Below are 24,119 nucleotides of genomic sequence, written 5' to 3' on the forward strand. Positions count from 1 at the left end.
CCATGGACCACCACCTCACCCCAGAGCACGAGGAACTCCGGCGCACCGTCGAGGAGTTCGCGAACGACGTGGTCGCCCCGAAGATCGGCGACTACTACGAGCGGCACGAGTTCCCGTACGAGATCGTGCGCGAGATGGGCCGCATGGGCCTGTTCGGCCTGCCGTTCCCCGAGGAGCACGGCGGCATGGGCGGCGACTACCTGGCGCTCGGGATCGCCCTGGAGGAGCTGGCGCGCGTCGACTCCTCCGTCGCCATCACCCTGGAGGCCGGTGTCTCCCTCGGCGCCATGCCGCTGCACCTGTTCGGCACGGACGAGCAGAAGCGCACCTGGCTGCCGCGGCTCTGCTCGGGCGAGGTCCTCGGCGCGTTCGGCCTGACCGAGCCCGGCGCGGGCTCGGACGCGGGCGGCACCCGGACGACGGCGCGCCTGGACGAGGCCACCGGGGAATGGGTCATCAACGGCACGAAGTGCTTCATCACCAACTCCGGCACCGACATCACGGGCCTGGTCACGGTCACCGCCGTCACCGGCCGCACCGACGAGGGCAAGCCGCTGATCTCCTCGATCATCGTGCCCTCCGGCACGCCGGGCTTCACGGTGGCGGCGCCGTACTCGAAGGTCGGCTGGAACGCGTCGGACACCCGGGAGCTGTCCTTCGCCGACGTCCGCGTGCCCAAGGCCAACCTCCTCGGCGAGCAGGGCCGCGGCTACGCGCAGTTCCTGCGCATCCTCGACGAGGGCCGCGTGGCCATCGCCGCGCTCGCGACGGGGCTCGCGCAGGGCTGTGTGGACCAGTCCGTGAAGTACGCCAAGGAGCGGCACACCTTCGGGCGGCCGATCGGCGCCAACCAGGCCATCCAGTTCAAGATCGCCGACATGGAGATGAAGGCGCACACCTCCCGCCTCGCCTGGCGCGACGCGGCGTCCCGTCTGGTCGCCGGGGAGCCCTTCAAGAAGGAGGCGGCGCTCGCCAAGCTCTACTCGTCGACGATCGCCGTGGACAACGCGCGCGAGGCCACGCAGATCCACGGCGGCTACGGCTTCATGAACGAGTACCCCGTCGCCCGCATGTGGCGGGACTCCAAGATCCTCGAAATCGGCGAGGGCACGAGCGAGGTCCAGCGCATGCTGATCGCCCGCGAACTGGGCCTGACGAGCTGACCCGCCCCGTGGCCGAGGTGGGGGCACTGCCGGACGACAGGGAAGGTTAGGTTAACCTAAGCATGATTTCCGGCCAGGACCCCGCCCCGGGGGCCCGTACGAAAGCAGAGACCCCCATGCCCCGTCTCCCCCACCCCACCCGCCGCGGCATCCTGGCCGCAGGCGGCGCCCTCGGCCTCACCGCCGCCCTCGCCGCCTGCGGGGACGAGAAGGCCGACAAGAAGGGCAGCGGAAGCAAGGGCGGGAACGGCGGCGCCTGGTCCTTCAAGGACGACCGCGGCCAGACGGCCAAGAAGGACTCCACGCCGAAGAACATCGTCGCGTTCACCGGCGTCGCCGCCGCGCTGTACGACTACGGCATCGAGGTGACGGGCGTCTTCGGCCCCACCAGGACCAAGGACGGCAAGCCCGACGTCCAGGCCGGCGACATGGACATCAGCAAGCTGACGATCCTCGGCAACGCGTGGGACCAGTTCAACATCGAGAAGTACGTGGGCCTCCAGCCGGATGTCCTGATCTCGACCATGTTCGACGACAAGGGCACGCTCTGGTACGTCCCCGAGACGTCCAAGGACAAGATCCTCAAGCTCGCCCCGAGCGTCGGCGTCTCGGTGTACGACCGTCAGATGACCAAGCCCCTGGAGCGGCTGCTCGACCTCGCCGAGTCGCTCGGCGCGGACGTGAAGGCCGACAAGGTCGTCAAGGCGAAGAAGCGCTTCGAGGCCGCGGCGGAGCGGCTGCGCAAGGCCGCGAAGTCCCGCCCGGAGATCAGGGTCCTGGTGGGCTCCGCGAGCGCGGACGTCTTCTACGTCTCCGGCTCCAACCTCTCCGCGGACCTGGAGTACTTCAAGGCCCTCGGCGTGAACCTCGTCGAGCCGCCCGCGAAGGCCCTGAAGGCGAGCGGCGGCTGGTTCGAGAACCTGTCCTGGGAGAACGTCGACCAGTACAAGGCCGACGTCATCATGATGGACAACCGCACCTCCGCCCTGCAGCCGGAGGGCCTGGAGAAGCAGAAGCCCACCTGGGGCAAGCTGCCCGCGGTGAAGGCCGGGCAGGTCATCCCGCGCGTGACGGAGCCGATCTTCTCCTACGCCAAGTGCGCCCCGATCCTGGAGGACCTGGCCGAGGCGATCGAGAAGGCCAAGAAGGTCGCCTGACCCGCGCCCCGCGGGGCTCCCGCCCCGCCCGCACGCCGTACAGAGCCGCCCCTCCGCCCCGCGGAGAGGGCGGCTCCGTCCGTTCCGGCCGCCCGCTCCGGCCGCGTCGGCCACCCCGTCCCGCGCGCACCGGCCGTATCGCCGACCCCTCCAGACTCTGTGTTTTGAACTTAGGTTAGGCTAACCTTAGTTCGACGTCGCGCCCCGGATTCCTCCCCGCTGTGCCCTGCCCCGGGGCGCGACCCCGTCCCCTCACCTGGAGGACCGTTCATGCGCTCGCACCTGCTCAACGACACGACCACCGAGCGATACCGCGCGTCCGTGACCGAAGGGGTCGAGCGCGTGGCCGCCAGGATCGCCGCCGCCGCCCGGCCCCGCACCACAGTCCAGGCCGACGACCTGTCCCCCCGCGTCGCCGCCGTCGACCTCGACGCCCCGCTGCACGACACCGTAGCCGCGCTCGACGAGCTCGAAGAGCTGTATCTGCGCGACGCGGTCTACTTCCACCACCCCCACCACCTCGCGGGCGGCGACGGCCCCGTCGCCATCCCCGGCGTCCTCGGCGAGGCCGTGCTGTCCGCCGTGAACTCCTCGCTCGACACCTGGGACCGGTCCGCGGGCGGCACCCTCATCGAGCGGCGCCTCGTCGACTGGGCGGCCGAGCGCATCGGGCTCGGCCCCGCCGCCGACGGCGTGTTCACCTCCGGCGGCGACCAGTCCGACCTCCAGGCGCTGCTGCTCGCCCGCGAGGAGGCAGCGGCGGACGACCCGCGCACCCTGCGCGTCCTCACCTCCGCGGGGGCCCGCCCCGGCATCCGGAAGGCCGCGAAGCTCCTCGGCCTCGGCCCGGACGCCGTCATCGCCGTCCCCACCGACCGGGCGGGGCGCCTGCAGACCGTCGCGCTGGTCCGCGAGCTGGAGCGCTGTGCGCGCGAGGGCCTGGCCCCGATGGCCGTCGTCGCGACGGCGGGCACCGCGGACTTCGGCTCCGTCGACCCGCTGTCGCACATCGCCGAGGTGTGCGCGCGCCACGGCGTCTGGCTGCACGTGGACGCCGCGCACGGCTGCGGGCCGCTCGTCTCGCGCACCCGGCGCCACCTCCTCGACGGCATCGAGCGCGCCGACTCCGTGACGGTCGACTTCCACGCGTCCCTCTTCCAGCCGGCCGGCTGCGCCGCGCTCCTGGTCCGCGACGCGGCGACGCTGCGGCACGCCACGGACCTCACCGAACACCTGGACCCGCGCCGCGCGGCGCAGGAGCGCGTCCCGGGCCAGGCGGGCAAATCCCTCCAGGGCACCCGCCGCTTCGACGCCCTGAAACTCTGGCTGACGCTGCGCGTCATGGGCGCGGACGCCGTCGGCGACCTCTTCGACGAGGTCTGCGGGACCGCCGCCCGCGGCTTCGACCTCATCGCCGCCGACCCGCGCTTCGACGTCGTCGCCGAGCCCCAGCTGGCCACCCTCGTCTTCCGCTACATCCCGGCCGTGATCTGCTCCCCCGCCGACATCGACCGCGCCAACCTGTACGCCCGCAAGGCCCTCTTCGCCTCCGGCGACGCCGTGGTCGCGGGCGCCAGGGCGGGCGAGCGCCGGTATCTGAAGCTCGCCCTGCGCAACCCGCGGACCACGGCCGCCGATCTCACCGCCGTACTCGACCTGATCGCGGGGCACGCCGAGCAGTACCTGGGAGAGAGCCTTGTCCGCGCCAGCTGACCCCCACAAGCCGTACGACGTCATCGGGATCGGCCTCGGCCCCGCCAACCTCGGCCTCGCCTGCCTCACCGAGCCCCTCGACGACCTGACCGCCCTGTTCCTGGAGCCCGGCCCCGAAGGACCCGCCGTCGACCGGTGCGCCAGGACGCCCGGGAAGGGCGCCCACCTGCGCACGCCGTTCCTGGCCGACCTGGTGACGCTCGCCGACCCCACGTCCCCGTACTCCTTCCTCAACTACCTGCGGGAGTCCGGCCGTCTGTACGCGTTCTACCTCCGCGAGAACCTCTACCCGCTGCGCGCCGAGTACCGCGACTACTGCCGCTGGGCCGCCGCCCGCCTCACGTCCGTGCGCTTCGGCACGACCGTGACGGAGGTGACGTACGACAACGGCGTGCACGCCGTCGCCACCTCCACCGGCGGCGTCCTGCGCGCCCGGCACCTCGCCCTCGACACCGGCAGCACGCCGTACGTGCCCGAGGTCTGCGCGAAGCTCGGCGGCGACTTCGTCCACGCCTCGCGGTACCCGGAGCAGAAGACGGAGCTCCAGAAGAAGAACCAGATCACGGTCGTCGGCGGTGGGCGGGACGCGGCGGAGGTCTACTACGACCTGCTGACGGACATGGACGTCCACGGCTACCGGCTCGACTGGGTCACCGACGCCCCCCACCTCCTGCCGCCCGAGGACTCCGGACTGCTCGACGCGATCCTCGACCTGCTGCGCCAGAAGGGCCTGGCGGGCCCCGTCCCCTCGCGCCTGCTCACCCGCTCGACCCTCACCGGAGCCCGGTACGAGCACGGCCGTTACGTCCTCGGCGTGCGCCGGCAGGAGCGGGGCGAGGACCTCACGCTCACCACCGAGGGCCTGGTCCTCGCCACCGGGCAGCGGTACCGGACGCCGGACTTCCTTGAGCCCGTGCGCGAGCACGTCCGCTGGGACGCGCACGGCTCGGACCCGGGCACGGCCCCGTACCGCAACGCGTCCATCATCCGTGAGCTGCTCGGCCGCGAGGTCCGCCCGGCCGAGACGTCCACCGCGTTCCAGGAGTTCGCCGTATGAGCCGCACGAACAGCTTCGGAACCCTCGCGCTGCGTCCGCTCGACCCGTTCACGGACGCCCAGCTGATCCACCCCTGGGTGACGCACCCCCGGTCCGTCTTCTGGCCGATGTGGGGCGCGAAACTCCACGAGGTGGAGCGCGCGTACATGCACGTCGCGGCCGAGGAGCACCACGACGCGTTCGTCGGTCTGCGCGACGGCGAGCCCGCGTTCCTGGTGGAGCGCTACGACCCGCGCCACGTCGAACTCGCGGCCCGCTACGAGCCCGAGCCCGGCGACGTCGGCCTGCACTTCCTGGTCGCCCCGCGCGCGGACCGCGTCAAGGGCTTCGGCCACGCGGCGCTCACCACCGTGCTCGAACACCTCTTCGCGGACCCCCGGACGGTGCGGGTCGTGGTCGAGACCGACGTCGCCGACCACGCCGCGCACGAGCTCCACGAGGTCGTGGGCTTCGTGCCGGGGGACGAGGTCGACGGGCCGGAGGGGCGGGCCCTGCTCGGCTTCTGCACCCGCGAGCGGTTCGACGCGGCCGTCGTCCGCCGGGCCGTGGCCGCCCGCCCCGCCCTGACGGCGGGAGCACCGGCGTGAGCGCGGCACCACGCCCCTGAGACCGGGCGGGGCTCCGGAGTACGGTCCTCCGGAGCCCCGCCTTCGTACCCGTCCGGCGTCAGCGCGTCACCGCGCGGGCCAGGGCACCTGCGGCGACCTGAAGTAGCCGATGCCGAGCGCGTCCCAGCGCGGGGCCTGCTCCGCGAGCCGCGCCCGGTACGGCTCCCAGCCGTGGCTCGCGGCGGGCGACCAGCCGAGCTCGGCGATGCCGGGCAGCCGCGGGAACGCCATGTGGTCGAGGTGCGCGGGCGTGGACAGGGTCTCCGTCCACAGCGGCGCCTCGACGCCGAGGACCGCGTCGGCCGGGGCACCCGGCAGATACGTGCCCGGGTCCCAGTCGTAGGCCCGCCGCACGTCCACGTACCCGGCCCACTTCAGGCCGAGCGGGGTGTCCTTGTCGTACTTGTGGTCGAGGTAGGACCGGTCGGCGGGCGAGAGCACGAGGGCGGTGCCGTTCCGCGCCGCGTTCACGACCTGGTCGCGCTCGGCCTGCCCGGTGCGGTCGTAGCCCCAGTACTGGGCGACGGCGCCCGGCACGGGCTTCGCCGCGGTCAGCTGGTGCCAGCCGAGCACGGTCTTGCCGTACTTGGTGACGATGGGCTGCACCTTGTTCATGAACGCCACGAAGTCCTCGTGGCTCGTGGAGTGCGCCTCGTCGCCGCCGATGTGGAGGTAGCGGCCCGGGGTGAGCGCGGCGAGCTCGCGGATCACGTCGTCCACGAAGTCGTACGTGATGTCCTTCTTCACGCACAGCGAGCTGAAGCCGACCTCCGTGCCGGTGTACAGGGGCGGGGCCACGCCGTCGCAGTTCAGCTCGGCGTAGGAGGCGAGCGCGGCGTTCGTGTGGCTCGGCATGTCGATCTCGGGGATCACTTCGAGGCCGCGCGCGGCCGCGTAGGAGACGATCTCCCGGTACTGCTCCTTGGTGTAGTAGCCACCGGGGCCGCCGCCGACCTGCGTGGAGCCGCCGTACGTCGCGAGCCGCGGCCAGGAGTCGACGGCGATGCGCCAGCCCTGGTCGTCGCTCAGGTGCAGGTGCAGCGTGTTCATCTTGTAGAGGGCCAACTGGTCGACGTACCGCTTGACTTGGTCGACGGGGAAGAAGTGGCGGGACACGTCCAGCATGGCCCCGCGGTAGGCGTAGCGCGGGGCGTCCTCGATGGTGCCGCCCGCGACCCGCCACGGGCCGCGCTGCCGCGTCGCCCTCTCGACGGCGGCGGGCAGCTGCTGGCGCAGCGTCTGGACGCCGTGGAAGAGGCCGGTGCCGGACCGGGAGGTGAGGGTGAGGGAGCGGCGTTCGGAGACCAGCCGGTAGCCCTCGCCGCCGAGGAGCTCGCTCTCCCGCTCGGCGCTGATCCGCAGCCGGATGCCGTCGCCGCCCGCGCGGTCGGTCACGGGGAGGCGGAAGCCGGTGGCGGGGCGGAGCAGCCGCGCGAGGTACTCGCCGACGCGCCGCTCCTCGGGGTGGGAGCCGACCCGGATCCGGGTCTTGGCGGTGATCTCGTAACCGGGCCCGGACGCCTCGGCCTTCAGGGGCGCGGGGATGATCCGGCCGAGCGGGGTGGGCGCGGCAGCGGCCTCGCGTTCGCCGCCCGGCGCGGCCGCCACGGTCGAGAGCCCGGCGGCCGCGATGAGGAGCAGCGAGCCGATGACACGTGTCGGTCTGTGGTCCTTTCTCACCAGCGAGTCCCTTCGACAGGCAACGCGGATGTGACGTGGTCGAACCGTCACCATGCGTACCGCGCACCCCAGGTCGGGTCAAGGTGTAGACCACCTGACCAGGGTCCCGGTGCGAGAATCCCTCCATGGCGGAAATCATCCAGCGTGACGGGACCTGGACCTTCGACGGAGTGACGCTGCGGCTCGTGCCGGGGCGCGACAAAGGCGTGTCGCTGCTGCGCAAGACCCTGGGCGAACTCACACTGCCGCTCCAGGCCTTGGCGGGGGTCGCCTTCGAACAGGGCAAGAAGAGCGGGCGACTTCGGCTGCGGCTGCGCGACGGCGCCGATCCGCTGCTCCAGGCGACGGCGGGCAAGCTCGCCGACGCCGCCGACCCGTACCAGCTGGCGGTGGAGCCCGACCGGTACGGCGTCGCCGAGTACGTGGTCGACGAGCTGCGCAACGCCCTCCTGCTCGAACAGGTCCCGGCCGCGGGCTGTGACGCGTATCTGCTGTCCGGCCCGTCCGTGCCGCTCCAGGTCTCCGCGGGCGACGCCACCGTGAGCTTCGACGGGGAGACCGTCCGCCTGGAGTGGAACTGGAAGACGGAGGAGGCCAAGGCCGCCGCCGGCACCCGTACGATCGCGCTCGCCGATGTCGCCGCCGTCGAGTGGCAGCCCGCGATAGGCCTGGAGAACGGCTACCTCCGCTTCACCGTGCGGAACTCGCCGACCAAGGCCCCGCCGAAGTACGACCCGAACTCGGTGGAGCTGTGGGGCTTCAAGAAGGACCCGCTGATGGCCCTTGTCGCGGCGGCCGTCCAGGCCCGGCTCCCGCACCCGGCGCGCCCCGCGGCACCGGCACCGGCACCGGCACCGGCCGCCGAGCAGCTCATGGCGAAGGCCGCCCCCGCGCCCGCCCCGCCGGCCGAGGACGACCACGACGCGCTGCTTCGCCGCCTGCGGGAGCTGGGCGAGCTGCACCAGAGCGGCATCCTCACGGACGAGGAGTTCACGGCGGCCAAGCAGGCGGTCCTCAAGCGCATGTGACACCGGGGGGCGACATCGAGGGTGTGGCACCGGGGGTGCGGTTCCGGGGCCGTGACGCCAAGGGGGCCAGCAATCGAGCGAATCCTGCCCGATTCCGGGCAGGATTCTTGCGCAAGGTCTCTGCGTAATCCAGGATCGACGCGTGCACGAAGACCTTGTCGATCACCTGACGCGCTCCACCCAGCTCCAGCGCGGCGAAGCGCTCCGGGTGATCCAGGACGTGCTCGCGTACTTCGACGAGACGACCGAGGCGTACGTCCGCCGCCGCCACCGTGAACTCCAGGGTCAGGGCCTGGTGAACACGGAGATCTTCGAGCGGATCGCGGCGGACCTGCCCTACCGCGCCGTGGCACCGCCCGAGCTCTCGCTCCGGCAGCTGCGCCGCATCGTCTACGGCTAGACCATCCCCACCACACCCAAGGGACCCTTATGTGCGGAATCGTCGGATATATCGGCAAGCGTGACGTCGCCCCGCTCCTCCTGGAGGGCCTCCAGCGCCTGGAGTACCGCGGCTACGACTCCGCGGGCGTCGTCATCACCAGCCCCAAGGCCACCGGCCTGAAGATGGTCAAGGCCAAGGGCCGCGTGCGCGACCTGGAGGCCCGCGTCCCCAAGCGCTTCACCGGCACCACCGGCATCGCCCACACCCGCTGGGCCACCCACGGCGCCCCCTCCGACGAGAACGCCCACCCGCACATGGACGGCGAGAACAAGGTCGCCGTCGTCCACAACGGCATCATCGACAACGCCACCGAGCTGCGCGCCAAGCTGCTCGCCGACGGCGCGGAGTTCCGCTCCGAGACCGACACCGAGGTGATCACCCACCTCATCGCCCGCTCCCGGGCCGAGACCCTGGAGGAGCGGGTCCGCGAGGCCCTGCGGCACATCGAGGGCACCTACGGCATCGCCGTCATGCACGCCGACTTCAACGACCGCATCGTCGTCGCCCGCAACGGCTCGCCCGTCGTCCTCGGCATCGGCGAGAAGGAGATGTTCGTCGCCTCGGACGTCGCCGCGCTCGTCTCCCACACCCGTCAGGTCGTCACCCTCGACGACGGCGAGATGGCCACCCTCAAGGCCGACGACTACCGCACGTACACCACCGAGGGCTCCAGCACCACGGCCTCGCCGACCACCGTGGAGTGGGAGGCCGAGTCGTACGACATGGGCGGCCACGACACGTACATGCACAAGGAGATCTTCGAGCAGGCCGACGCCGTGGACCGCGTCCTGCGCGGCCGCATCGACGACCGCTTCTCCACCGTGCACCTCGGCGGCCTGAACCTGGACGCCCACGACGCCCGCAAGGTGCGGCGCGTGAAGATCCTCGGCTGCGGCACCTCGTACCACGCGGGCATGATCGGCGCCCAGATGATCGAGGAGCTGGCCCGGATCCCCGCCGACGCCGAGCCCGCCTCCGAGTTCCGCTACCGCAACGCGGTCGTCGACCCCGACACCCTGTACGTGGCCGTCTCCCAGTCCGGCGAGACGTACGACGTGCTCGCGGCCGTGCAGGAGCTCAAGCGCAAGGGCGCCCGCGTCTTCGGCATCGTGAACGTGGTCGGCTCCGCGATCGCCCGCGAGGCGGACGCGGGCGTGTACGTGCACGCGGGCCCCGAGGTCTGCGTCGTCTCCACCAAGTGCTTCACCAACACCACCGTGGCCTTCGCGCTGCTCGCCCTGCACCTGGGCCGCATCCGGGACCTGTCGGTCGCCGACGGCAAGCGGATCATCGCGGGCCTGCGGGAGCTGCCCGCGCAGATCGAGCAGATGCTGGCGCGCGAGGACGAGATCAAGAAGCTCGCCGCGGAGTTCGCCGAGGCCAAGTCGATGCTGTTCATCGGCCGGGTGCGCGGCTACCCGGTGGCCCGCGAGGCCTCCCTGAAGCTGAAGGAGGTCTCCTACATCCACGCCGAGGCCTACCCCGCGTCCGAGCTGAAGCACGGCCCGCTCGCCCTGATCGAGCCCGCCCTGCCGACGGTCGCGATCGTCCCCGACGACGACCTCCTGGAGAAGAACCGGGCGGCCCTGGAGGAGATCAAGGCCCGCAGCGGCAGGATCCTCGCGGTCGCCCACCAGGAGCAGGAGAAGGCCGACCACACCATCGTCGTCCCGAAGAACGAGGACGAGCTGGACCCGATCCTCATGGGCATCCCGCTCCAGCTCCTCGCCTACCACACCGCCCTGGCCCTCGGCCGGGACATCGACAAGCCGCGGAACCTCGCCAAGTCCGTGACCGTGGAGTAGCAGCAGTGAACGGCCCCTGCGCGTGCCACCAGTCGCGCAGGGGCCGTTCCTCAAGGGACCGGGGTCGCCCATTACCCCGGCCCGTGCCTGCCTCAGCCGGTGGCCGTCACCCCCCGGCCGGCAGGACGCCCCGGCAGCGCCGTGGGCCAGTTCGCCAGGGCCGCGGTCGCTCCGTACCAGGCGAGAAGCCCGCCCGCCGCGGCGCACCAGCCGCCCGCCTTGGCCAGACCGCCGCTGTCGCCGAACCGTGCGACGGCGAGCAGCAGCAGGGCCGCGCACATCAGGGCGTACGTACCGCGCACGAGGGGGGAGCCGCCGGACGCCGCGGTGAGCGTCAGGGCGAGGAGCGCGAAGAGCAGCAGGAAGAGACCCGCGGCGTTCTCGGAGACCGGGCCGTCGGCGGAGGCGCCCCAGGTGAACCAGAGCGCGCCGAGCCCGGTGAAGGCGGTGCCGGTGAGCCGGTCCTCGCGCAGCGCGAGGATGCCCACGACGAACAGCGCGATGCCGCCGACATAGGTGGCGAGGGCGACGGCGTCGGCCGCCGTCACGCCGTCGATCACTTCGGTGTGACCGAGGCCGAAGGCCAGCAGGGTGAGTCCGAGAGCGAGCTGACCGAGGGTCGAGGTGGTGCATCCCGCGGAGACGTCTTTGTCCACGGCGGGCTCCCTTCGTGCAGGTGCGGTCGTGCTGTGCGGTCGCCGGGGGCGCGGTGCCCCGGCGACCGGTATGTACCCTTCACAAGGGCACAAACCACCTCTACGCACGAGTAGATTTATGCGTCGCGGCACGGGAGTTGACGCCGCGACACCCTCATCCCACCTGGGCCGGCGGGGCGTTACGGAATGACGACGACGGGCCGTTGCGCACGGCGCGCGAGACGGCCCGCAACGGATCCGAAGATGCGCCCCACGATGCCGTGCGTCGAGCCGACGACGATGGCGTCCGCGGAGTACTCCCGGCCGACCTCTTCGAGTTCGTGGCAGATGTCGCCGCCGCGCTCGACGAGGATCCAGGGCACTTCCGACAGATAGTCCGCACAGGCCAGTTCGAGGCCGAGGACCTCCGTGCGGTGGTCGGGGACGTCGACGAAGACGGGTGGCTCACAGCCCGCCCAGACCGTGGTGGGCAGGCGGTTGGCGACGTGCACGATGATCAGGCCGGAGCCGGAGCGGTGCGCCATGCCGATCGCGTAGGCGAGGGCCCGCTCGCTGGACGTCGAGCCGTCGAAGCCGACGACGACGCCGTGCCGGAAAGCGGGATCGCAGGAATGACGTGGTTCTTCCGCCGCTTGGGGGGTCGTCGTCGGATCGGCGACCTGCCGCTTGCGGTCCGCGGGTTCGGAGAATTCGTGACCGGCCATCGGTGTCTCGGCGAAGGAGTCCTCTGTGGGAGGGTCGGCTTTTTTCGAGTGCTTCGGCGCCCGTGGTGCGGCGCGGTGGAACGGGTCGTGCGCGGATTCCCGGGTGCAGGTGCGTGAAGCAGGTGGGAGCGGGTGGAGCACGGGTCGGGCGCGGGTCGGGCCCTGCGGCCTTCGGCGGACACGGGCCGTCACCGGACGCGTGTCCGGGAATCATCTTCCCAACCCCTTACCCCCAAGGGTACGGCGACACTCCTCTCCTGCCCAGGTCCCGGCCGGGGCTCTCCCGGGCCGCGACAGCGGCTCGCGCTGCCCGCGCGAGGCCTCAAGTCGGCCTCCGCACGGCCTCACGGCGTTCACCGGAGCATGCATGAGCGGGGCTCGGATGGCAATGGCAGCTGCCCCGTACAGGCGGTTTGCGCCCGGTTCGCGCGCACTGGCCCCTTCCGGCCAGTGACCGGCCGCATGGCCACGCGTTGAACCCGTGAAACCACTCTTTCGGAGACATCCCCAGGAACAGACACCACGTGCGAAACCACCGCCGCAGGGAGTACGCCGTGCCAGGACCGATCACCGCCGCCCCAGCCGCCGCAGCGCCCGCCCGACGCCGCGCTCCCGAGGGGGCGCACGAGCGCCGGGGCCCCGGGGCCGCCGGGCCCCTGCGCGCCGAGACCCAGGGGACGGTCCCGCAGGAGTCGGCGAGCGACGTGGTGCGCTGGGCGGCGTTCTCCTGCGTCCTCGTCCCGGTCGTGCTCGTCGGGTACGGGACCTCGCTGGCCGGGGCGGCCGGCTCGGCCCTGGGGCTGGCGGCCGTGACGGGGGTGTGCCGGGTGCTCCTCAGGCAGTCCGAGCGGGGGGCCGAGCGGGCCCGCCCCCGAGCGGCGTCCGGCCGCCGCGGGACGCCGCTCGGGGGCGGCTCCGGGGGCGCGCCGGGGCGGGCGGCACGCGGGGCCGAACGCGCCGGTCGACTGACCGATTCCGGCGCACTCCCCCATACGTTTTCAGCCAACTTCCGGCTGGTCCGCATTCCCTGGCCGAACGGGGGGTCAACCCACGTCCCACCAGGGGTGAAAGGAGCGAAGAAGGCATCCGCACCCTACGTTGACCGGCCACTGAGACGAGGCGCACTTCCCTGCACGGCCCGTGAGTGCGACGCTTCGTGATCGAATGCTTCACGCCAAGTTGCCATGTCGACAATGCGCCGGGTGCTGAACTGGTCACGACGGCGTCACAGGACGCAGTAGATTCGATCTTGACTGTAGTACGGCGGGGGACTGGTGGAGGACCGAGGGGAAACGTGCAGGAGCGACAGGTCCAGCAAGCACGTCAAGAACAGGGAGCCGCGACGACCGAGGGGGGCTTAGCGCCATGAGCCACGACTCCACTGCCGTGCAGGAAGCCGCGGCGCGGAAACTCTCCGGGCGGCGCCGTAGGGAAATCGTCGCGGTGCTGCTCTTCAGCGGTGGTCCCATCTTCGAGAGTTCCATACCACTCTCCGTGTTCGGCATTGACCGGCAGGACGCGGGAGTGCCCCGGTACCGGCTGCTCGTCTGTGCCGGTGAAGAGGGGCCGCTGCGCACCACGGGCGGGCTGGAACTCACCGCGCCGCATGGCCTGGAGGCCATCGCGCGAGCCGGCACCGTCGTGGTACCGGCGTGGCGGTCCATCACGTCGCCGCCACCGCTGGAGGCACTCGACGCGCTGCGCCGCGCACACGAAGAAGGGGCCCGCATCGTCGGTCTGTGCACCGGCGCGTTCGTCCTTGCGGCGGCCGGTTTACTGGACGGCCGCCCGGCGACGACGCACTGGATGTACGCGCCGACGCTCGCCAAACGCTATCCGTCCGTCCACGTCGACCCGCGCGAGCTGTTCGTCGACGACGGGGACGTACTCACGTCGGCCGGAACCGCGGCCGGAATCGATCTCTGTCTGCACATCGTGCGCACGGATCACGGCAACGAGGCGGCGGGCGCGCTCGCCCGCAGGCTCGTCGTGCCGCCGCGCCGCGCGGGCGGCCAGGAGCGCTACCTGGACAGGTCGCTCCCGGAGGAGATCGGTGCCGACCCGCTGGCCGAGGTCGTCGCCTGGGCGCTCGAACACCTCCACGAGCAGTTCGACGTGGAGACGCTCGCCGCCCGCGCCTACATGAGCCGCCGCACCTTCGACCGGCGCTTCCGCTCACTGACGGGGAGCGCTCCCCTGCAGTGGCTGATCACCCAGCGGGTGCTCCAGGCGCAGCGGCTCCTGGAGACCTCGGACTACTCCGTGGACGAGGTCGCCGGGCGCTGCGGCTTCCGCTCGCCCGTCGCGCTGCGCGGCCACTTCCGGCGCCAGCTCGGGTCGTCGCCCGCCGCCTACCGCGCCGCGTACCGGGCGCGCAGGCCGCAGAACGAGCGCGGCCTGGACGGCTCCGCCGGAGCGCCGGGCGCCCCGGCGGCCCTGTCCAGCGCGCCCACCGTGGTCTCGGCCGCGGACGGGCCCGGCGGTCCTGGAGGACCGGGCGGACACGGCGGTCCGGGCGGACACGGTTCCGTGCCGGGTCCGAATCCGGGCATGGCCCCGGGTCCGGTACCGGCCCAGACCCGGCGTACGGCGGCGGCGAGCGCCTTCGGGGCCTCGGCCTCCCTGGCGATGGACGCGGGCAAGCAGCACGCCGATGCGTACGCGCCGGGACGCACGCCGCTCCCCGGCCAGAGGAGCGCGCCGTAGGGTTGGGCGCATGAACGATCGCATGGTGTGGATCGACTGCGAGATGACCGGGCTCTCGCTGACGGATGACGCACTTATCGAGGTGGCCGCCCTGGTCACCGACTCGGAACTGAACGTACTCGGCGAAGGTGTGGACATCGTGATCCGCCCGCCGGACGGAGCGCTGGAGACCATGCCCGAGGTGGTGCGGCAGATGCACACCACCTCGGGTCTCCTCGACGAGCTGTCCGGCGGCACCACGCTCGCCGCCGCCGAGGAGCAGGTCCTCGACTACATCCGTCAGCATGTGAAGGAGCCCCGCAAGGCCCCGCTGTGCGGTAACTCGGTCGGCACGGACCGCGGCTTCCTGCTGCGGGACATGCCGACCCTGGAGGACTTCCTGCACTACCGGATCGTCGACGTCTCCTCGATCAAGGAGCTCGCCCGGCGCTGGTATCCGCGGGCCTACTTCAACAGCCCGGACAAGAACGGCAACCACCGGGCGCTCGCCGACATCCGCGAATCCATCGCCGAGCTGCGGTACTACCGCGAGGCGATCTTCGTCCCGCAGCCGGGCCCCGACTCGGACACGGCGAAGTCGATCGCGGCGAAGCACGTACTGCCCGCAACCTAGGCGGCCCGCGGGCCTGGCGTACGGGGTCCGCAAAAGGGGTGCGCGAGCACCCCTTCGGACCCTGTACACTTTTTCTCGGCCGGTCAGAAGAAACACAAAAGACCGGCTCATGGTGGGTGTAGCTCAGTTGGTAGAGCACCTGGTTGTGGTCCAGGTGGCCGCGGGTTCAAGTCCCGTCACTCACCCTGATCGGCAAAGGCCGGTCCGCTTCGGCGGACCGGCCTTCGTCATGTTCAGGGCAGCACCCTCCAGGGCGACGGGCCGAGGAGGCCATGCCCGGGGTGGCATGTTCAGGACGATGCGCGGTGGACCAGATCCGTCGGCAGCACGATCTGCTGCCGGGCCAGGCGGCGGGCCGCCGCCGGACGGGGATCGGCGATCTCCGCGAGCAGGACGTCCGTCATCACGCGGCCCATCTCCACTATGGGCTGGCGCACACTCGTCAGCGGCGGATCCATGTGGCGGGCGATCGCCGAGTCGTCGAAGCCCACCAGGGCCACGTCGTCCGGTATGCGGCGGCCCGCCCGGCGCAGCACCTGACGGGCGCCCGCCGCCATCACGTCCGACGCGGCGAAGACCGCGTCCAGGTCCGGCCTGCGCGCGAGCAGGTCCGCCATGGCCCGCCTGCCGCCCTCCTCGGTGAAGTCGGCGGGCGCCGTCAGGGCCTCGTCCGGCTCGTACCCGGCCTCCGCCAGGGCGTCGCGGTAGCCGTCGAGGCGCCGCTGCGCCCCGTACACGTCCAGACGGCCGGTGATCGTGGCTATCCTGCGGCGGCCCCGGGCCAGCAAATGGGTGACGGCGGCGCGGGCCCCCGCGAAGTTGTCGGAGTCCACCGAGGCCAGCGGCTCGTCGGCGCGGCGGCGGCCGCTGATCACCGCCGGTATCTCCAGCTGCTGCAGGAGGTCCGGCAGCGGGTCGTCCGCGTGCACCGACACAAGCAGGACGCCGTCCACACGGTGCGCCGACAGGTACTGGGCGAGCCGGCGGCGCTCCCGGTCGCCGCCCGCGAAGGTCAGCAGGAGCTGCAGATCGGTGTCCGCGAGCGCGACCCCCACGCCGTGGATGATGTCCGAGAAGTACGGCTCGGCGAAGAACCGCGACTCGGGCTCGGGAACGACCACGGCGATCGAGTCCGTACGGTTCGCGGCGAGCGCCCGGGCCGCGGTGTTCGGCACGTACCCCAGCTCGGCGACGGCCTCCTCCACGGCGGCGCGGGTGTGCGCGCTCACCCGGGGCGAGCCGTTGATCACCCGGGACACCGTCCCCCGGCCGACGCCCGCGCGCGCGGCCACCTCTTCCAGCGTGGGCCGCCCCCCGCTGCGCCCCTTGGGCTGACGACTCCCCATCAGTGCCTCCCCACGACGCGAAATCTAACAGCCGGGCCCCGGCCACCAGCGACGGCGCCGACGGCCCGCAACTCCTGCCGTCCGGTGCCTTGACACCCCCGCAGCGAGCCGTAACCCTTCAAGGCATCAAACATGGGAGCGCTCCCACCCTACCCGGCTCTTTCACGATCCGCACGCTCCGTCCCGAGCCGTTCCTCTCCAACTCATGACTCGCACAGGGCAGTTGGCCAGTGGTCGGTACGTCGGAGCACTAGGAGGACACCATGCGCCACAGGACCCCCCGCAGGACGCATGACCGGACTCGCTACAGGACTCGAACGCCCCGTACGGCCGTGGTGCTCGCGGCCGTCGCCGCGCTGGCCGGCGGAGCGCTCACCGGCTGCGCGGCGGACGCCGACGACAAGGACGCCGGGGGCTCATCCGGCGGCGGGGGCGGGGGCGGCAAGGGGAAGACGACCCTGACCATCGGCGTGTTCGGCGCCTTCGGTCTGCAGGAGGCCGGACTGTACGAGGAGTACGAGCGGCTCCACCCGGACATCGACATCAAGCAGAACTCCGTACAGCGCAACGAGAACTACTGGCCCGCCCTGCTCACCCATCTGAGCAGCGGCAGCGGTCTGTCCGACATCCAGGCCGTGGAGGTCGGCAACGTCGCCGAGCTGACCGGCAGCCACGCGGACAAGCTGGTGGACCTCGGCAGGACCACCGGCGTCGACAAGAACGCCTACCTCGACTGGAAGTGGAAGCAGGGCACCACCGAGGACGGGAAGACCATCGCCCTCGGCACCGACATCGGCCCGACCGGCATCTGCTACCGCAAGGACCTCTTCGAGAAGGCCGGTCTGCCCACGGACCGCGAGGCGGTGGGCAGGCTGTGGGCCGGGGACTGGGACAAGTACCTCCGGACGGGCGAGCGCTTCAAGAAGAAGGCGCCCGAGGGCACCGCCTTCGTGGACGGCGCGACGGGCGTGATGGCCGCCGTGCACGCCTCCGGCACGCAGAAGTTCTACGACGCCGACGGCGAGCTCGTCTACAAGGACAGCCCGGCGGTCAAGGAGGGCTGGGACCTCGCGGCGCGGTTCGCCGAGGCCGGGCTCACCGCGAAGCTCCAGCAGTTCCAGCCCAGTTGGGACCAGGCGTTCGCCAACGGCTCCTTCGCCACGGTGACCTGCCCGCCCTGGATGCTCGGCTACATCAAGGACAAGGCGGGCGCGGGGGCGAAGGACCAGTGGGACGTCGCCGCCGCGCCCCGGCCGGGCAACTGGGGCGGCTCCTTCCTCACCGTGCCGGAGGCGGGCGGGAACAAGGAGGAGGCGGCGAAGCTGGCGGCCTGGCTGACCGCGCCGAAGCAGCAGGCCAAGCTGTTCGACGAGCGGGCCAGCTTCCCGAGCGCCAGTGCCGCCTACGACCTGCCCGCGGTGAAGGGTGCCAAGAACCCCTACTTCGGCGACGCGCCCGTGGGCCGGATCTTCTCCAGGGCCGCGGAGGGCGTGCCCGTACAGCCCATCGGCCCCAAGGACGGGATCATCTCCCAGTACCTCGCGGACACCGGGATGCTCGGCGTCGACCAGAAGGGCACCTCGCCCGACAAGGCCTGGGGCAAGGCCGTGAAGACCATCGACAACGCGCTGGACCAGTGACCCGGTGACCGACATTCCGAGTGACGCCCAGACGGCCGTGTCCCCCGCCCCGGCGGAGGACACGGCCCGGGGCGAGCGCCGCCGGGCGCGGCGCAGCCGCCGCTACCGCTGGGACGTGCGGTTCAGCCCCTACGCCCTCATCGCGCCCTTCTTCCTCTTCTTCGTGGCCTTCGGGCTCTTTCCGCTGCTCTACACGGGGTGGGCCTCGCTGCACCGGGTGGAGCTCGGTGCGCCCACCGAGATGGAGTGGGTGGGCCTGCGCAACTTCTCGCGGCTGCTCGACGACGACTTCTTCTGGAACGCGCTGCGCAACACCTTCACCATCGGGCTCCTCTCCACCGTGCCGCAGCTCCTTATGGCGCTGGGGCTCGCGCACCTGCTCAACTACCGGCTGCGCGGGTCCATGTTCTTCCGGGTCGCGATCCTCACTCCCTATGCCACGTCCGTGGCCGCGGCGACGCTCGTGTTCGTACTCATGTTCAGCAGGACCGATCACGGGCTGATCAACTGGGGGCTCGGGCTCGTCGGGATCGACGCCGTGGACTGGCAGAACGGCGACTGGACGGCGCAGCTCGCGGTGTCCGCCATCGTGATCTGGCGGTGGACCGGCTACAACGCGCTGATCTACCTCGCCGCGATGCAGGCCGTTCCGCACGATCTGTACGAGTCGGCGGCGCTCGACGGGGCGAGCTGCTGGCAGCAGTTCCTGCATGTGACGGTGCCGTCGCTGCGGCCCACGATCCTCTTCACCTGTGTGGTGTCGACGATCGGGGCGACGCAGCTGTTCGGCGAGCCGCTCCTTTTCAGTCAGGGCGCGAGCCCCACCGGTGGCTCGGACCATCAGTTCCAGACGCTCGGTCTGTATCTGTACGAGCAGGGCTGGTTCAACCAGCACCTCGGGCGGGCCTCGGCGATCGCCTGGACCATGTTCCTCATTCTCGTGCTGATCGGCCTGCTCAACTGGGCGGTCAGCCGGTGGATCCGCAAGAGCGCGTGAGGGGATGACATGACCGACGTGACGCAGACGCGCGGTGCGCCGCGCACCGGCGGACGCAGGGCAGGCCCCGGCGGGCGCGGGACAGGCCCGGTGCGGCGCGGGCGCGGCCCGGGCAAGCGCGGGGCAGGACGGCAGCTGCACGGCGGGAAGCTGACGTACGCCGTGCTGGTCCTCTTCACCATCGGCTCGCTCTTCCCGCTGGTGTGGACGGCGATCGCCGCGTCCCGGACCAATACGCGCCTTGCCCAGACACCGCCCCCGTTCTGGTTCGGCGGGAACCTCTTCAAGAACCTGGAGATCGCCTGGACCGACGCCAACATGGGCACCGCCCTGCTCAACACGCTGGTGGTGGCGGGCACGATCACCATCGGCACGGTGCTCTTCTCCACCCTCGCGGGCTTCGCCTTCGCCAAGCTCCGCTTCCGCTTCCGCGGGCTTCTGCTGCTGTTGGTGATCGGCACGATGCTGGTGCCGCCGCAGCTCAGCGTCGTGCCGCTGTTCATGATGATCGCCGAGTTCGGCTGGACCGATCAGCTGCAGTCGGTGATCCTGCCGACGCTCGTCAGCGCCTTCGGGGTGTTCTTCATGCGGCAGTACCTCATCGAGGCGCTGCCCACCGAGCTGATCGAGGCGGCGCGGGTGGACGGGGCCAGCAGTCTGCGGCTGATCTGGCACGTGGTCTTCCCCGCGGCGCGGCCCGCGATGGCCGTGCTCGCCATGCTGACCTTCGTCATGGCGTGGAACGACTTCTTCTGGCCGATCATCGCGCTCACCCAGGGCGGCGAGCCCACCGTGCAGGTCGCCCTGGCCGGGCTCGGCCGGGGGCAGATCCCCGACCAGTCCGTGATCATGGCGGGCGCGCTGCTCGGCACGCTGCCGCTGCTGCTCGCCTTCGTCCTGTTCGGCAAGCAGATCGTGGGCGGGATCATGCAGGGCGCCGTCAAGGGGTGACCCCCTCCCTTCCCGCCCCTCCACTCCCCCATCCGTACGAACCATGGGAGCGCCTCCATGCCCGATGCGAACCTGCGGTTTCCCCCCGGCTTTCTGTGGGGTGCCGCGACCGCCGCGTACCAGATCGAAGGGGCCGCGCGGGAGGACGGCAGGACGCCGTCGATCTGGGACACCTTCTGCCGGACGCCGGGCAAGGTCCTCGGCGGCGACACCGGGGACGTCGCCTGCGACCACTACCACCGGTGGCGCGAGGACGTGCGGCTCCTGGCGGACCTCGGGGTCAAGGCCTACCGCTTCTCGGTGTCCTGGCCCCGGGTGCAGCCCACCGGGCGCGGGCCCGCCGTGCAGCGCGGGCTCGACTTCTACCGCTCGCTCGTCGACGAGCTGCTCGCGCACGGCATCACGCCGATGGTGACGCTCTACCACTGGGACCTGCCCCAGGAGCTCGAATCGGCGCTGCCCGGCGGGGGCGCGGCGGGCGGCGGCTGGCCGGAGCGGGACACCGCCCACCGCTTCGCCGAGTACGCCGGGATCGTGGCCCGGGCGCTCGGTGACCGGGTGGAGCTGTGGACGACCCTCAACGAGCCCTGGTGCAGCGCCTTCCTGGGCTACGGCTCGGGGGTGCACGCCCCCGGGCGCACCGACCCCGCGGCCGCCCTGCGCGCGGCCCATCACCTCAACCTCGCGCACGGCCTGGGCACCGGGGCGCTGCGCGCGGCGCTGCCCGCCCGCGCCCGGATCGGGGTCAGCCTCAACCCGAGCGCGGTGCGCCCGCTCACCTCGTCGCCCGCCGATCTGGACGCGCGGCGCCGGATCGACGCGCTCGCCAACCGGGTCTTCACCGGGCCGATGCTGCGCGGCACGTACGACGACGACCTGCTCGCGGACACCGCGCGGGTCACGGACTGGGCCTTCGTGCGCGACGGCGACCTGGACGTCACGCGCCGGCCGCTGGACTTCCTCGGCATCAACTACTACTCCCCCGCTGTCGTGTCGGCCGCCTCCCCCTCCGGTGCCCCGCGCCACGACGGGCACGGGGGCGGCGACCACTCCCCCTGGCCGGGCGCGGACTCCCTGGTCTCCTTCCACCGCGCGCCCGGCGAACTCACCGCCATGGACTGGCCGGTGGACCCCACAGGACTGAAGGACCTTCTCCTCGAATACACCGCTCAGGCCCCCGGGGTTCCGCTCTACGTGACGGAGAACGGCGCCGCCTACGACGACAAGCCCGAGGGCGGCGCGGTCCACGACCCCGACCGGGTGCGCTACCTGCACGGACACCTGTCCGCCGTGCACGCGGCGATCCTGGAGGGCGCCGACGTCCGCGGCTACTTCCTGTGGTCGCTCCTGGACAACTTCGAGTGGGCGTACGGCTACAGCAAGCGCTTCGGCGCGGTGTACGTCGACTACGAGACGCAGCGGCGGACGCCCAAGTCGAGCGCCCGCTGGTACGCGCAGGTCGCGGCGAGCGGCGAGCTGCCACCGGACGTGGCCGAGGGGTGAACGGATGCGTGCCCCGGCCGGAGGGGGGTGGCCGGGGCACGCGTTCCCGTGGGGGGGATCCGTGCAGCACGTTAGCCCTGGTCCGGGCCGCCGAAGCGGCCCTTATGCCGGACTTAAGGAAGGCATCGGGGGTCGTTAAGGCCGGGCGGGAGCACCCCGCGGGAGCTAGCGCGCCGGGGTGCGGCGTCGGCGGCGTACCATCGCGCGCGCCGCCCGGCGGCCCACCGACGGCCGGACGGCACCTCGCTGGAGCCAGAGCCGCACCTCCGTGCCGCCGAGGACCGAGCGGCCGATCCGTACGTCGCCGCCGGTCGACTCGGCGAGGCGGCGCGCGATGTCGAGGCCGAGCCCGGTCGAGCCGACCGCGCGGGGCGTGCCGTCCGCGGCGGCCGTGGCGTCCGTGCCACCGGAGTTGCCCCGCGCGAGGGCGGCCTTGGGGTCGGCGATGCCGTCGCCCGCGTCGGAGACGAGCACGATCACCGCGTCCTCGCCGCTGTGCACGTCCACGGCGAAGGCGGCGCCCTCCCGGGTGTGCCGGAAGACGTTGCCGAGCAGCGCGTCGAGGGCGGCGACCAGGTCGGCGCGCGCCACCGGTATCCACACCGGCCGCTCCACGCCCGCGACGCGCGCCTCGCGCCCCTCGTCCTCGGCGAGCGCCGACCAGAACTCCATGCGCTCGCGGATCACTTCGGCGGCGTCGCAGCCCGCGCCGTGCCCGCCCGCGACCGTGCGCGGCTTGGCGTCGCGGGCGGTACGGATGATCGTGTCGACCTCGCGCTCCAGCTTCTCCACGGCGATCCGGGTCTGCTCGGCGGCGGGCCCGTCGCCGAGGGAGGCGGCGTTGAGCCGCAGCACGGTCAGCGGGGTGCGCAGGCGGTGCGACAGGTCGGCGGCCAGCTCCCGTTCGTTGGCGAGGAGGTGGACGACCTGGTCGGCCATGGAGTTGAACGCCACGGCGGCGAGGCGCAGTTCGGTGGGGCCCTCCTCGGGCACGCGCGCGGTGAGCTTGCCTTCGCCCAGGTCGCGGGCGGCGCCGACCAGGCGCCGCGCGGGCCGGACCATGCGGACGCCGAGCCGGTCCGCGACGGCCACCGAGCCGATGACGAGCCCGACGCCGACGCCCGCGAGCACCAGCCAGGCCGTGGTCACGCCGTTGCTGACCTCGCTCTCCGGCACGTGGATCTCGACGACGGCGATCTCTCCCGAGCCGATGGCGAAGGGCTGGAGCAGCGCGTAGCCGCCGGGCGCGGCGACGGTCCTGGCCCGGCCCTGCTCGCGCGTGGCGGCGACGTCGTGGGAGTGGGCGCGGCGGTCGCCGATGGTCAGCGCGGGGTGTTCGCCGACGGCCGGGACGTGCACGGCCATGCGCCCCTCGCCGCCCGCCTCGGAGGTGGCGACGGCCCGGGTGAGCTCGGCGCGGTCAGTGGTGATGGAGAGCGTGGGGCCCATTCCCGCGGCATGCCGTTCGGCGTTGGAGAAGGCGCGGTCGCGGGCCATCTCCTGGATGACGAGGCCCAGCGGGACCGCGAAGGCGGCCACGACCATCGTCGTGACGGCCAGGCACACCTTCACGAGCGCCCACCTCACAGCGGCGGCTCCAGCTTCACGCCGACGCCCCGCAGGGTGTGCAGATAGCGCGGGCTCGCCGCGGTCTCGCCCAGTTTGCGGCGCAGCCAGGACAGGTGGACGTCGATGGTCTGGTCGTCGCCGTAGCTCTGCTGCCACACCTCGGCGAGGAGTTCCTTGCGCGCCACGACGACGCCGGGCCGCCCGGCGAGGAACGTGAGCAGGTCGAACTCGCGCCGCGTCAGGTCGAGCGGCGCCCCGTCCAGCTCGGCCTGGCGGCGCAGCGGGTCGATGGCGAGGCCGCCGACGCGCAGCACCCGGCTCGCCGGTGACGCGCCGGAGCCGCGGGCGCGGCGCAGCACGGCGGCCATGCGCGCGGAGAGGTGCTCGACGGAGAAGGGCTTGGTCAGATAGTCGTCGGCGCCGTCGTTGAGGAGCCGGACGATCTCCGCCTCGTCGTCGCGCGCGGTCGCCACGATCACGGGTACGTCGGTGACGCCGCGCAGCATCTTGAGCGCCTCCGCGCCATCCAGGTCGGGCAGCCCGAGGTCGAGGATCACCACGTCGAACCGGAAGTGGGCGACCTCGCGCAGCGCCTCCAGGGCGGTGCCGACGCTCCGTACGGTGTGGGAGGCGTCGGACAGACGCCGGATGAGGGCCGAGCGGACGAACTGGTCGTCCTCGACGACGAGCACACGAGCCATGGGCGGCACCGTACGCCATGCGGACGGCACCGGTGCCGCATGGGACTTTTGGCCCGGACATGGGCGTCATGTCCCCCACG

20 protein-coding genes, 1 tRNA gene and 1 pseudogene are annotated in these 24,119 nt (G+C 72.1%); 16 read left to right on the top strand and 6 right to left on the bottom strand.

Annotated elements, in window-relative coordinates; genetic code table 11:
• Window positions 1–2: 2 nt before the first annotated feature.
• From IG74_RS0125650 to IG74_RS0125670, 5 genes are all read left to right on the top strand, one after another.
• Window positions 3–1,163, top strand: a complete 1,161-nt coding sequence (locus IG74_RS0125650; protein WP_030681886.1) for an acyl-CoA dehydrogenase family protein — start codon at window positions 3–5, stop codon at window positions 1,161–1,163.
• A gap of 116 nt (window positions 1,164–1,279) precedes the next feature.
• On the top strand, window positions 1,280–2,320 hold the full coding sequence (locus IG74_RS0125655; protein ID WP_030681888.1) for an ABC transporter substrate-binding protein: 1,041 nt from the start codon (window positions 1,280–1,282) through the stop codon (window positions 2,318–2,320).
• 270 nt (window positions 2,321–2,590) lie between these two features.
• A complete protein-coding gene (locus IG74_RS0125660) occupies window positions 2,591–4,033 on the top strand; it encodes a pyridoxal phosphate-dependent decarboxylase family protein (protein ID WP_030681890.1) in 1,443 nt (480 codons plus the stop codon).
• Complete coding sequence (locus tag IG74_RS0125665) at window positions 4,017–5,090, top strand: SidA/IucD/PvdA family monooxygenase (RefSeq protein ID WP_030681893.1); 1,074 nt, start codon at window positions 4,017–4,019, stop codon at window positions 5,088–5,090. The genes IG74_RS0125660 and IG74_RS0125665 overlap by 17 nt, the downstream gene beginning before the upstream one ends.
• A complete protein-coding gene (locus IG74_RS0125670; protein WP_037826060.1) occupies window positions 5,087–5,677 on the top strand; it encodes a GNAT family N-acetyltransferase in 591 nt (196 codons plus the stop codon). Before IG74_RS0125665 ends, IG74_RS0125670 begins: the two co-directional genes overlap by 4 nt.
• Before the next feature lie 87 nt (window positions 5,678–5,764).
• Here the strand turns inward: IG74_RS0125670 and IG74_RS0125675 are convergent, their stop codons facing one another.
• Window positions 5,765–7,378, bottom strand: coding sequence for a beta-N-acetylhexosaminidase (locus IG74_RS0125675; protein ID WP_030681901.1), 1,614 nt, complete (start codon window positions 7,376–7,378; stop codon window positions 5,765–5,767).
• A gap of 125 nt (window positions 7,379–7,503) precedes the next feature.
• Between IG74_RS0125675 and IG74_RS0125680 the strand changes: the two genes are divergently transcribed.
• The 3 genes from IG74_RS0125680 to glmS all read left to right on the top strand — a co-directional run bounded on the left by IG74_RS0125680 (window position 7,504) and on the right by glmS (window position 10,653).
• Window positions 7,504–8,406 carry a DUF4429 domain-containing protein gene (locus IG74_RS0125680; protein WP_030681905.1) on the top strand — a complete coding sequence of 301 codons (903 nt, stop codon included), beginning with the start codon at window positions 7,504–7,506 and terminating at the stop codon, window positions 8,404–8,406.
• A gap of 142 nt (window positions 8,407–8,548) precedes the next feature.
• Window positions 8,549–8,806 carry a hypothetical protein gene (locus tag IG74_RS0125685; protein WP_030681909.1) on the top strand — a complete coding sequence of 86 codons (258 nt, stop codon included), beginning with the start codon at window positions 8,549–8,551 and terminating at the stop codon, window positions 8,804–8,806.
• 29 nt (window positions 8,807–8,835) lie between these two features.
• Window positions 8,836–10,653: a glutamine--fructose-6-phosphate transaminase (isomerizing) gene (glmS, locus tag IG74_RS0125690; protein WP_030681912.1), complete on the top strand. Its 1,818-nt coding sequence runs from the start codon at window positions 8,836–8,838 to the stop codon at window positions 10,651–10,653.
• Between the two features lie 92 nt (window positions 10,654–10,745).
• Here glmS and IG74_RS0125695 read toward each other — a convergent pair whose 3' ends face one another.
• The gene (locus IG74_RS0125695; RefSeq protein ID WP_030681918.1) at window positions 10,746–11,309 is read right to left on the bottom strand and encodes a GPR1/FUN34/YaaH family transporter; all 564 of its coding nucleotides are present in this window, start codon (window positions 11,307–11,309) and stop codon (window positions 10,746–10,748) included.
• A 179-nt stretch (window positions 11,310–11,488) separates the two neighbouring features.
• On the bottom strand, window positions 11,489–12,013 hold the full coding sequence (locus tag IG74_RS0125700; RefSeq protein WP_030681921.1) for a universal stress protein: 525 nt from the start codon (window positions 12,011–12,013) through the stop codon (window positions 11,489–11,491).
• A 656-nt stretch (window positions 12,014–12,669) separates the two neighbouring features.
• Between IG74_RS0125700 and IG74_RS53525 the strand changes: the two are divergent.
• The 4 genes and pseudogenes from IG74_RS53525 (at window position 12,670) to IG74_RS0125715 (ending at window position 15,517) form a co-directional block, all read left to right on the top strand.
• Window positions 12,670–12,982, top strand: a pseudogene (locus IG74_RS53525) (hypothetical protein).
• A 396-nt stretch (window positions 12,983–13,378) separates the two neighbouring features.
• Window positions 13,379–14,719, top strand: a complete 1,341-nt coding sequence (locus tag IG74_RS0125705; protein WP_030681925.1) for a helix-turn-helix domain-containing protein — start codon at window positions 13,379–13,381, stop codon at window positions 14,717–14,719.
• Between the two features lie 10 nt (window positions 14,720–14,729).
• On the top strand, window positions 14,730–15,332 hold the full coding sequence (gene orn / locus IG74_RS0125710) for an oligoribonuclease (protein WP_030681928.1): 603 nt from the start codon (window positions 14,730–14,732) through the stop codon (window positions 15,330–15,332).
• A gap of 112 nt (window positions 15,333–15,444) precedes the next feature.
• A tRNA-His gene (locus tag IG74_RS0125715) sits at window positions 15,445–15,517 on the top strand.
• Window positions 15,518–15,622: 105 nt separating this feature from the next.
• Here the strand turns inward: IG74_RS0125715 and IG74_RS0125720 are convergent.
• Window positions 15,623–16,678: a LacI family DNA-binding transcriptional regulator gene (locus tag IG74_RS0125720; RefSeq protein WP_030681931.1), complete on the bottom strand. Its 1,056-nt coding sequence runs from the start codon at window positions 16,676–16,678 to the stop codon at window positions 15,623–15,625.
• A 263-nt stretch (window positions 16,679–16,941) separates the two neighbouring features.
• Between IG74_RS0125720 and IG74_RS0125725 the strand changes: the two genes are divergently transcribed.
• The 4 genes from IG74_RS0125725 to IG74_RS0125740 are packed head-to-tail and all read left to right on the top strand — an operon-like array spanning window position 16,942 to window position 21,769.
• The gene (locus IG74_RS0125725) at window positions 16,942–18,318 is read left to right on the top strand and encodes an ABC transporter substrate-binding protein (protein WP_078869029.1); all 1,377 of its coding nucleotides are present in this window, start codon (window positions 16,942–16,944) and stop codon (window positions 18,316–18,318) included.
• Window positions 18,319–18,331: 13 nt separating this feature from the next.
• On the top strand, window positions 18,332–19,315 hold the full coding sequence (locus IG74_RS0125730) for a carbohydrate ABC transporter permease (protein ID WP_030681937.1): 984 nt from the start codon (window positions 18,332–18,334) through the stop codon (window positions 19,313–19,315).
• Between the two features lie 9 nt (window positions 19,316–19,324).
• A complete protein-coding gene (locus IG74_RS0125735) occupies window positions 19,325–20,266 on the top strand; it encodes a carbohydrate ABC transporter permease (protein WP_107059019.1) in 942 nt (313 codons plus the stop codon).
• 57 nt (window positions 20,267–20,323) lie between these two features.
• A complete protein-coding gene (locus IG74_RS0125740) occupies window positions 20,324–21,769 on the top strand; it encodes a GH1 family beta-glucosidase (RefSeq protein ID WP_030681942.1) in 1,446 nt (481 codons plus the stop codon).
• Window positions 21,770–21,934: 165 nt separating this feature from the next.
• On the opposite strand, the gene IG74_RS0125745 is transcribed toward IG74_RS0125740, so the two are convergent.
• Both IG74_RS0125745 and IG74_RS0125750 read right to left on the bottom strand, forming a co-directional pair.
• Window positions 21,935–23,356, bottom strand: a complete 1,422-nt coding sequence (locus IG74_RS0125745; protein ID WP_030681944.1) for a sensor histidine kinase — start codon at window positions 23,354–23,356, stop codon at window positions 21,935–21,937.
• Window positions 23,353–24,039: a response regulator transcription factor gene (locus IG74_RS0125750; protein WP_030681946.1), complete on the bottom strand. Its 687-nt coding sequence runs from the start codon at window positions 24,037–24,039 to the stop codon at window positions 23,353–23,355. Before IG74_RS0125750 ends, IG74_RS0125745 begins: the two co-directional genes overlap by 4 nt.
• Window positions 24,040–24,119 lie beyond the last annotated feature (80 nt).

Origin of the sequence: Streptomyces sp. NRRL B-1347 (genome assembly GCF_000720325.1) — a bacterium.
Taxonomy (GTDB): Bacteria; Actinomycetota; Actinomycetes; order Streptomycetales; family Streptomycetaceae; genus Streptomyces.

Bases quoted from the DNA above. Each gene is read 5' to 3' on its own strand.
- IG74_RS0125660 (WP_030681890.1), top strand. From the start codon at position 2,591: ATGCGCTCGCACCTGCTCAACGACACGACCACCGAGCGATACCGCGCG.
- IG74_RS0125700 (WP_030681921.1), bottom strand. From the start codon at position 12,013: ATGGCCGGTCACGAATTCTCCGAACCCGCGGACCGCAAGCGGCAGGTC.
- glmS (WP_030681912.1), top strand. From the start codon at position 8,836: ATGTGCGGAATCGTCGGATATATCGGCAAGCGTGACGTCGCCCCGCTC.
- IG74_RS0125705 (WP_030681925.1), top strand. From the start codon at position 13,379: ATGAGCCACGACTCCACTGCCGTGCAGGAAGCCGCGGCGCGGAAACTC.
- IG74_RS0125750 (WP_030681946.1), bottom strand. From the start codon at position 24,039: ATGGCTCGTGTGCTCGTCGTCGAGGACGACCAGTTCGTCCGCTCGGCC.
- orn (WP_030681928.1), top strand. From the start codon at position 14,730: ATGAACGATCGCATGGTGTGGATCGACTGCGAGATGACCGGGCTCTCG.
- IG74_RS0125650 (WP_030681886.1), top strand. From the start codon at position 3: ATGGACCACCACCTCACCCCAGAGCACGAGGAACTCCGGCGCACCGTC.
- IG74_RS0125725 (WP_078869029.1), top strand. From the start codon at position 16,942: ATGCGCCACAGGACCCCCCGCAGGACGCATGACCGGACTCGCTACAGG.
- IG74_RS0125670 (WP_037826060.1), top strand. From the start codon at position 5,087: ATGAGCCGCACGAACAGCTTCGGAACCCTCGCGCTGCGTCCGCTCGAC.
- IG74_RS0125740 (WP_030681942.1), top strand. From the start codon at position 20,324: ATGCCCGATGCGAACCTGCGGTTTCCCCCCGGCTTTCTGTGGGGTGCC.
- IG74_RS0125720 (WP_030681931.1), bottom strand. From the start codon at position 16,678: ATGGGGAGTCGTCAGCCCAAGGGGCGCAGCGGGGGGCGGCCCACGCTG.
- IG74_RS0125680 (WP_030681905.1), top strand. From the start codon at position 7,504: ATGGCGGAAATCATCCAGCGTGACGGGACCTGGACCTTCGACGGAGTG.
- IG74_RS0125735 (WP_107059019.1), top strand. From the start codon at position 19,325: ATGACCGACGTGACGCAGACGCGCGGTGCGCCGCGCACCGGCGGACGC.
- IG74_RS0125655 (WP_030681888.1), top strand. From the start codon at position 1,280: ATGCCCCGTCTCCCCCACCCCACCCGCCGCGGCATCCTGGCCGCAGGC.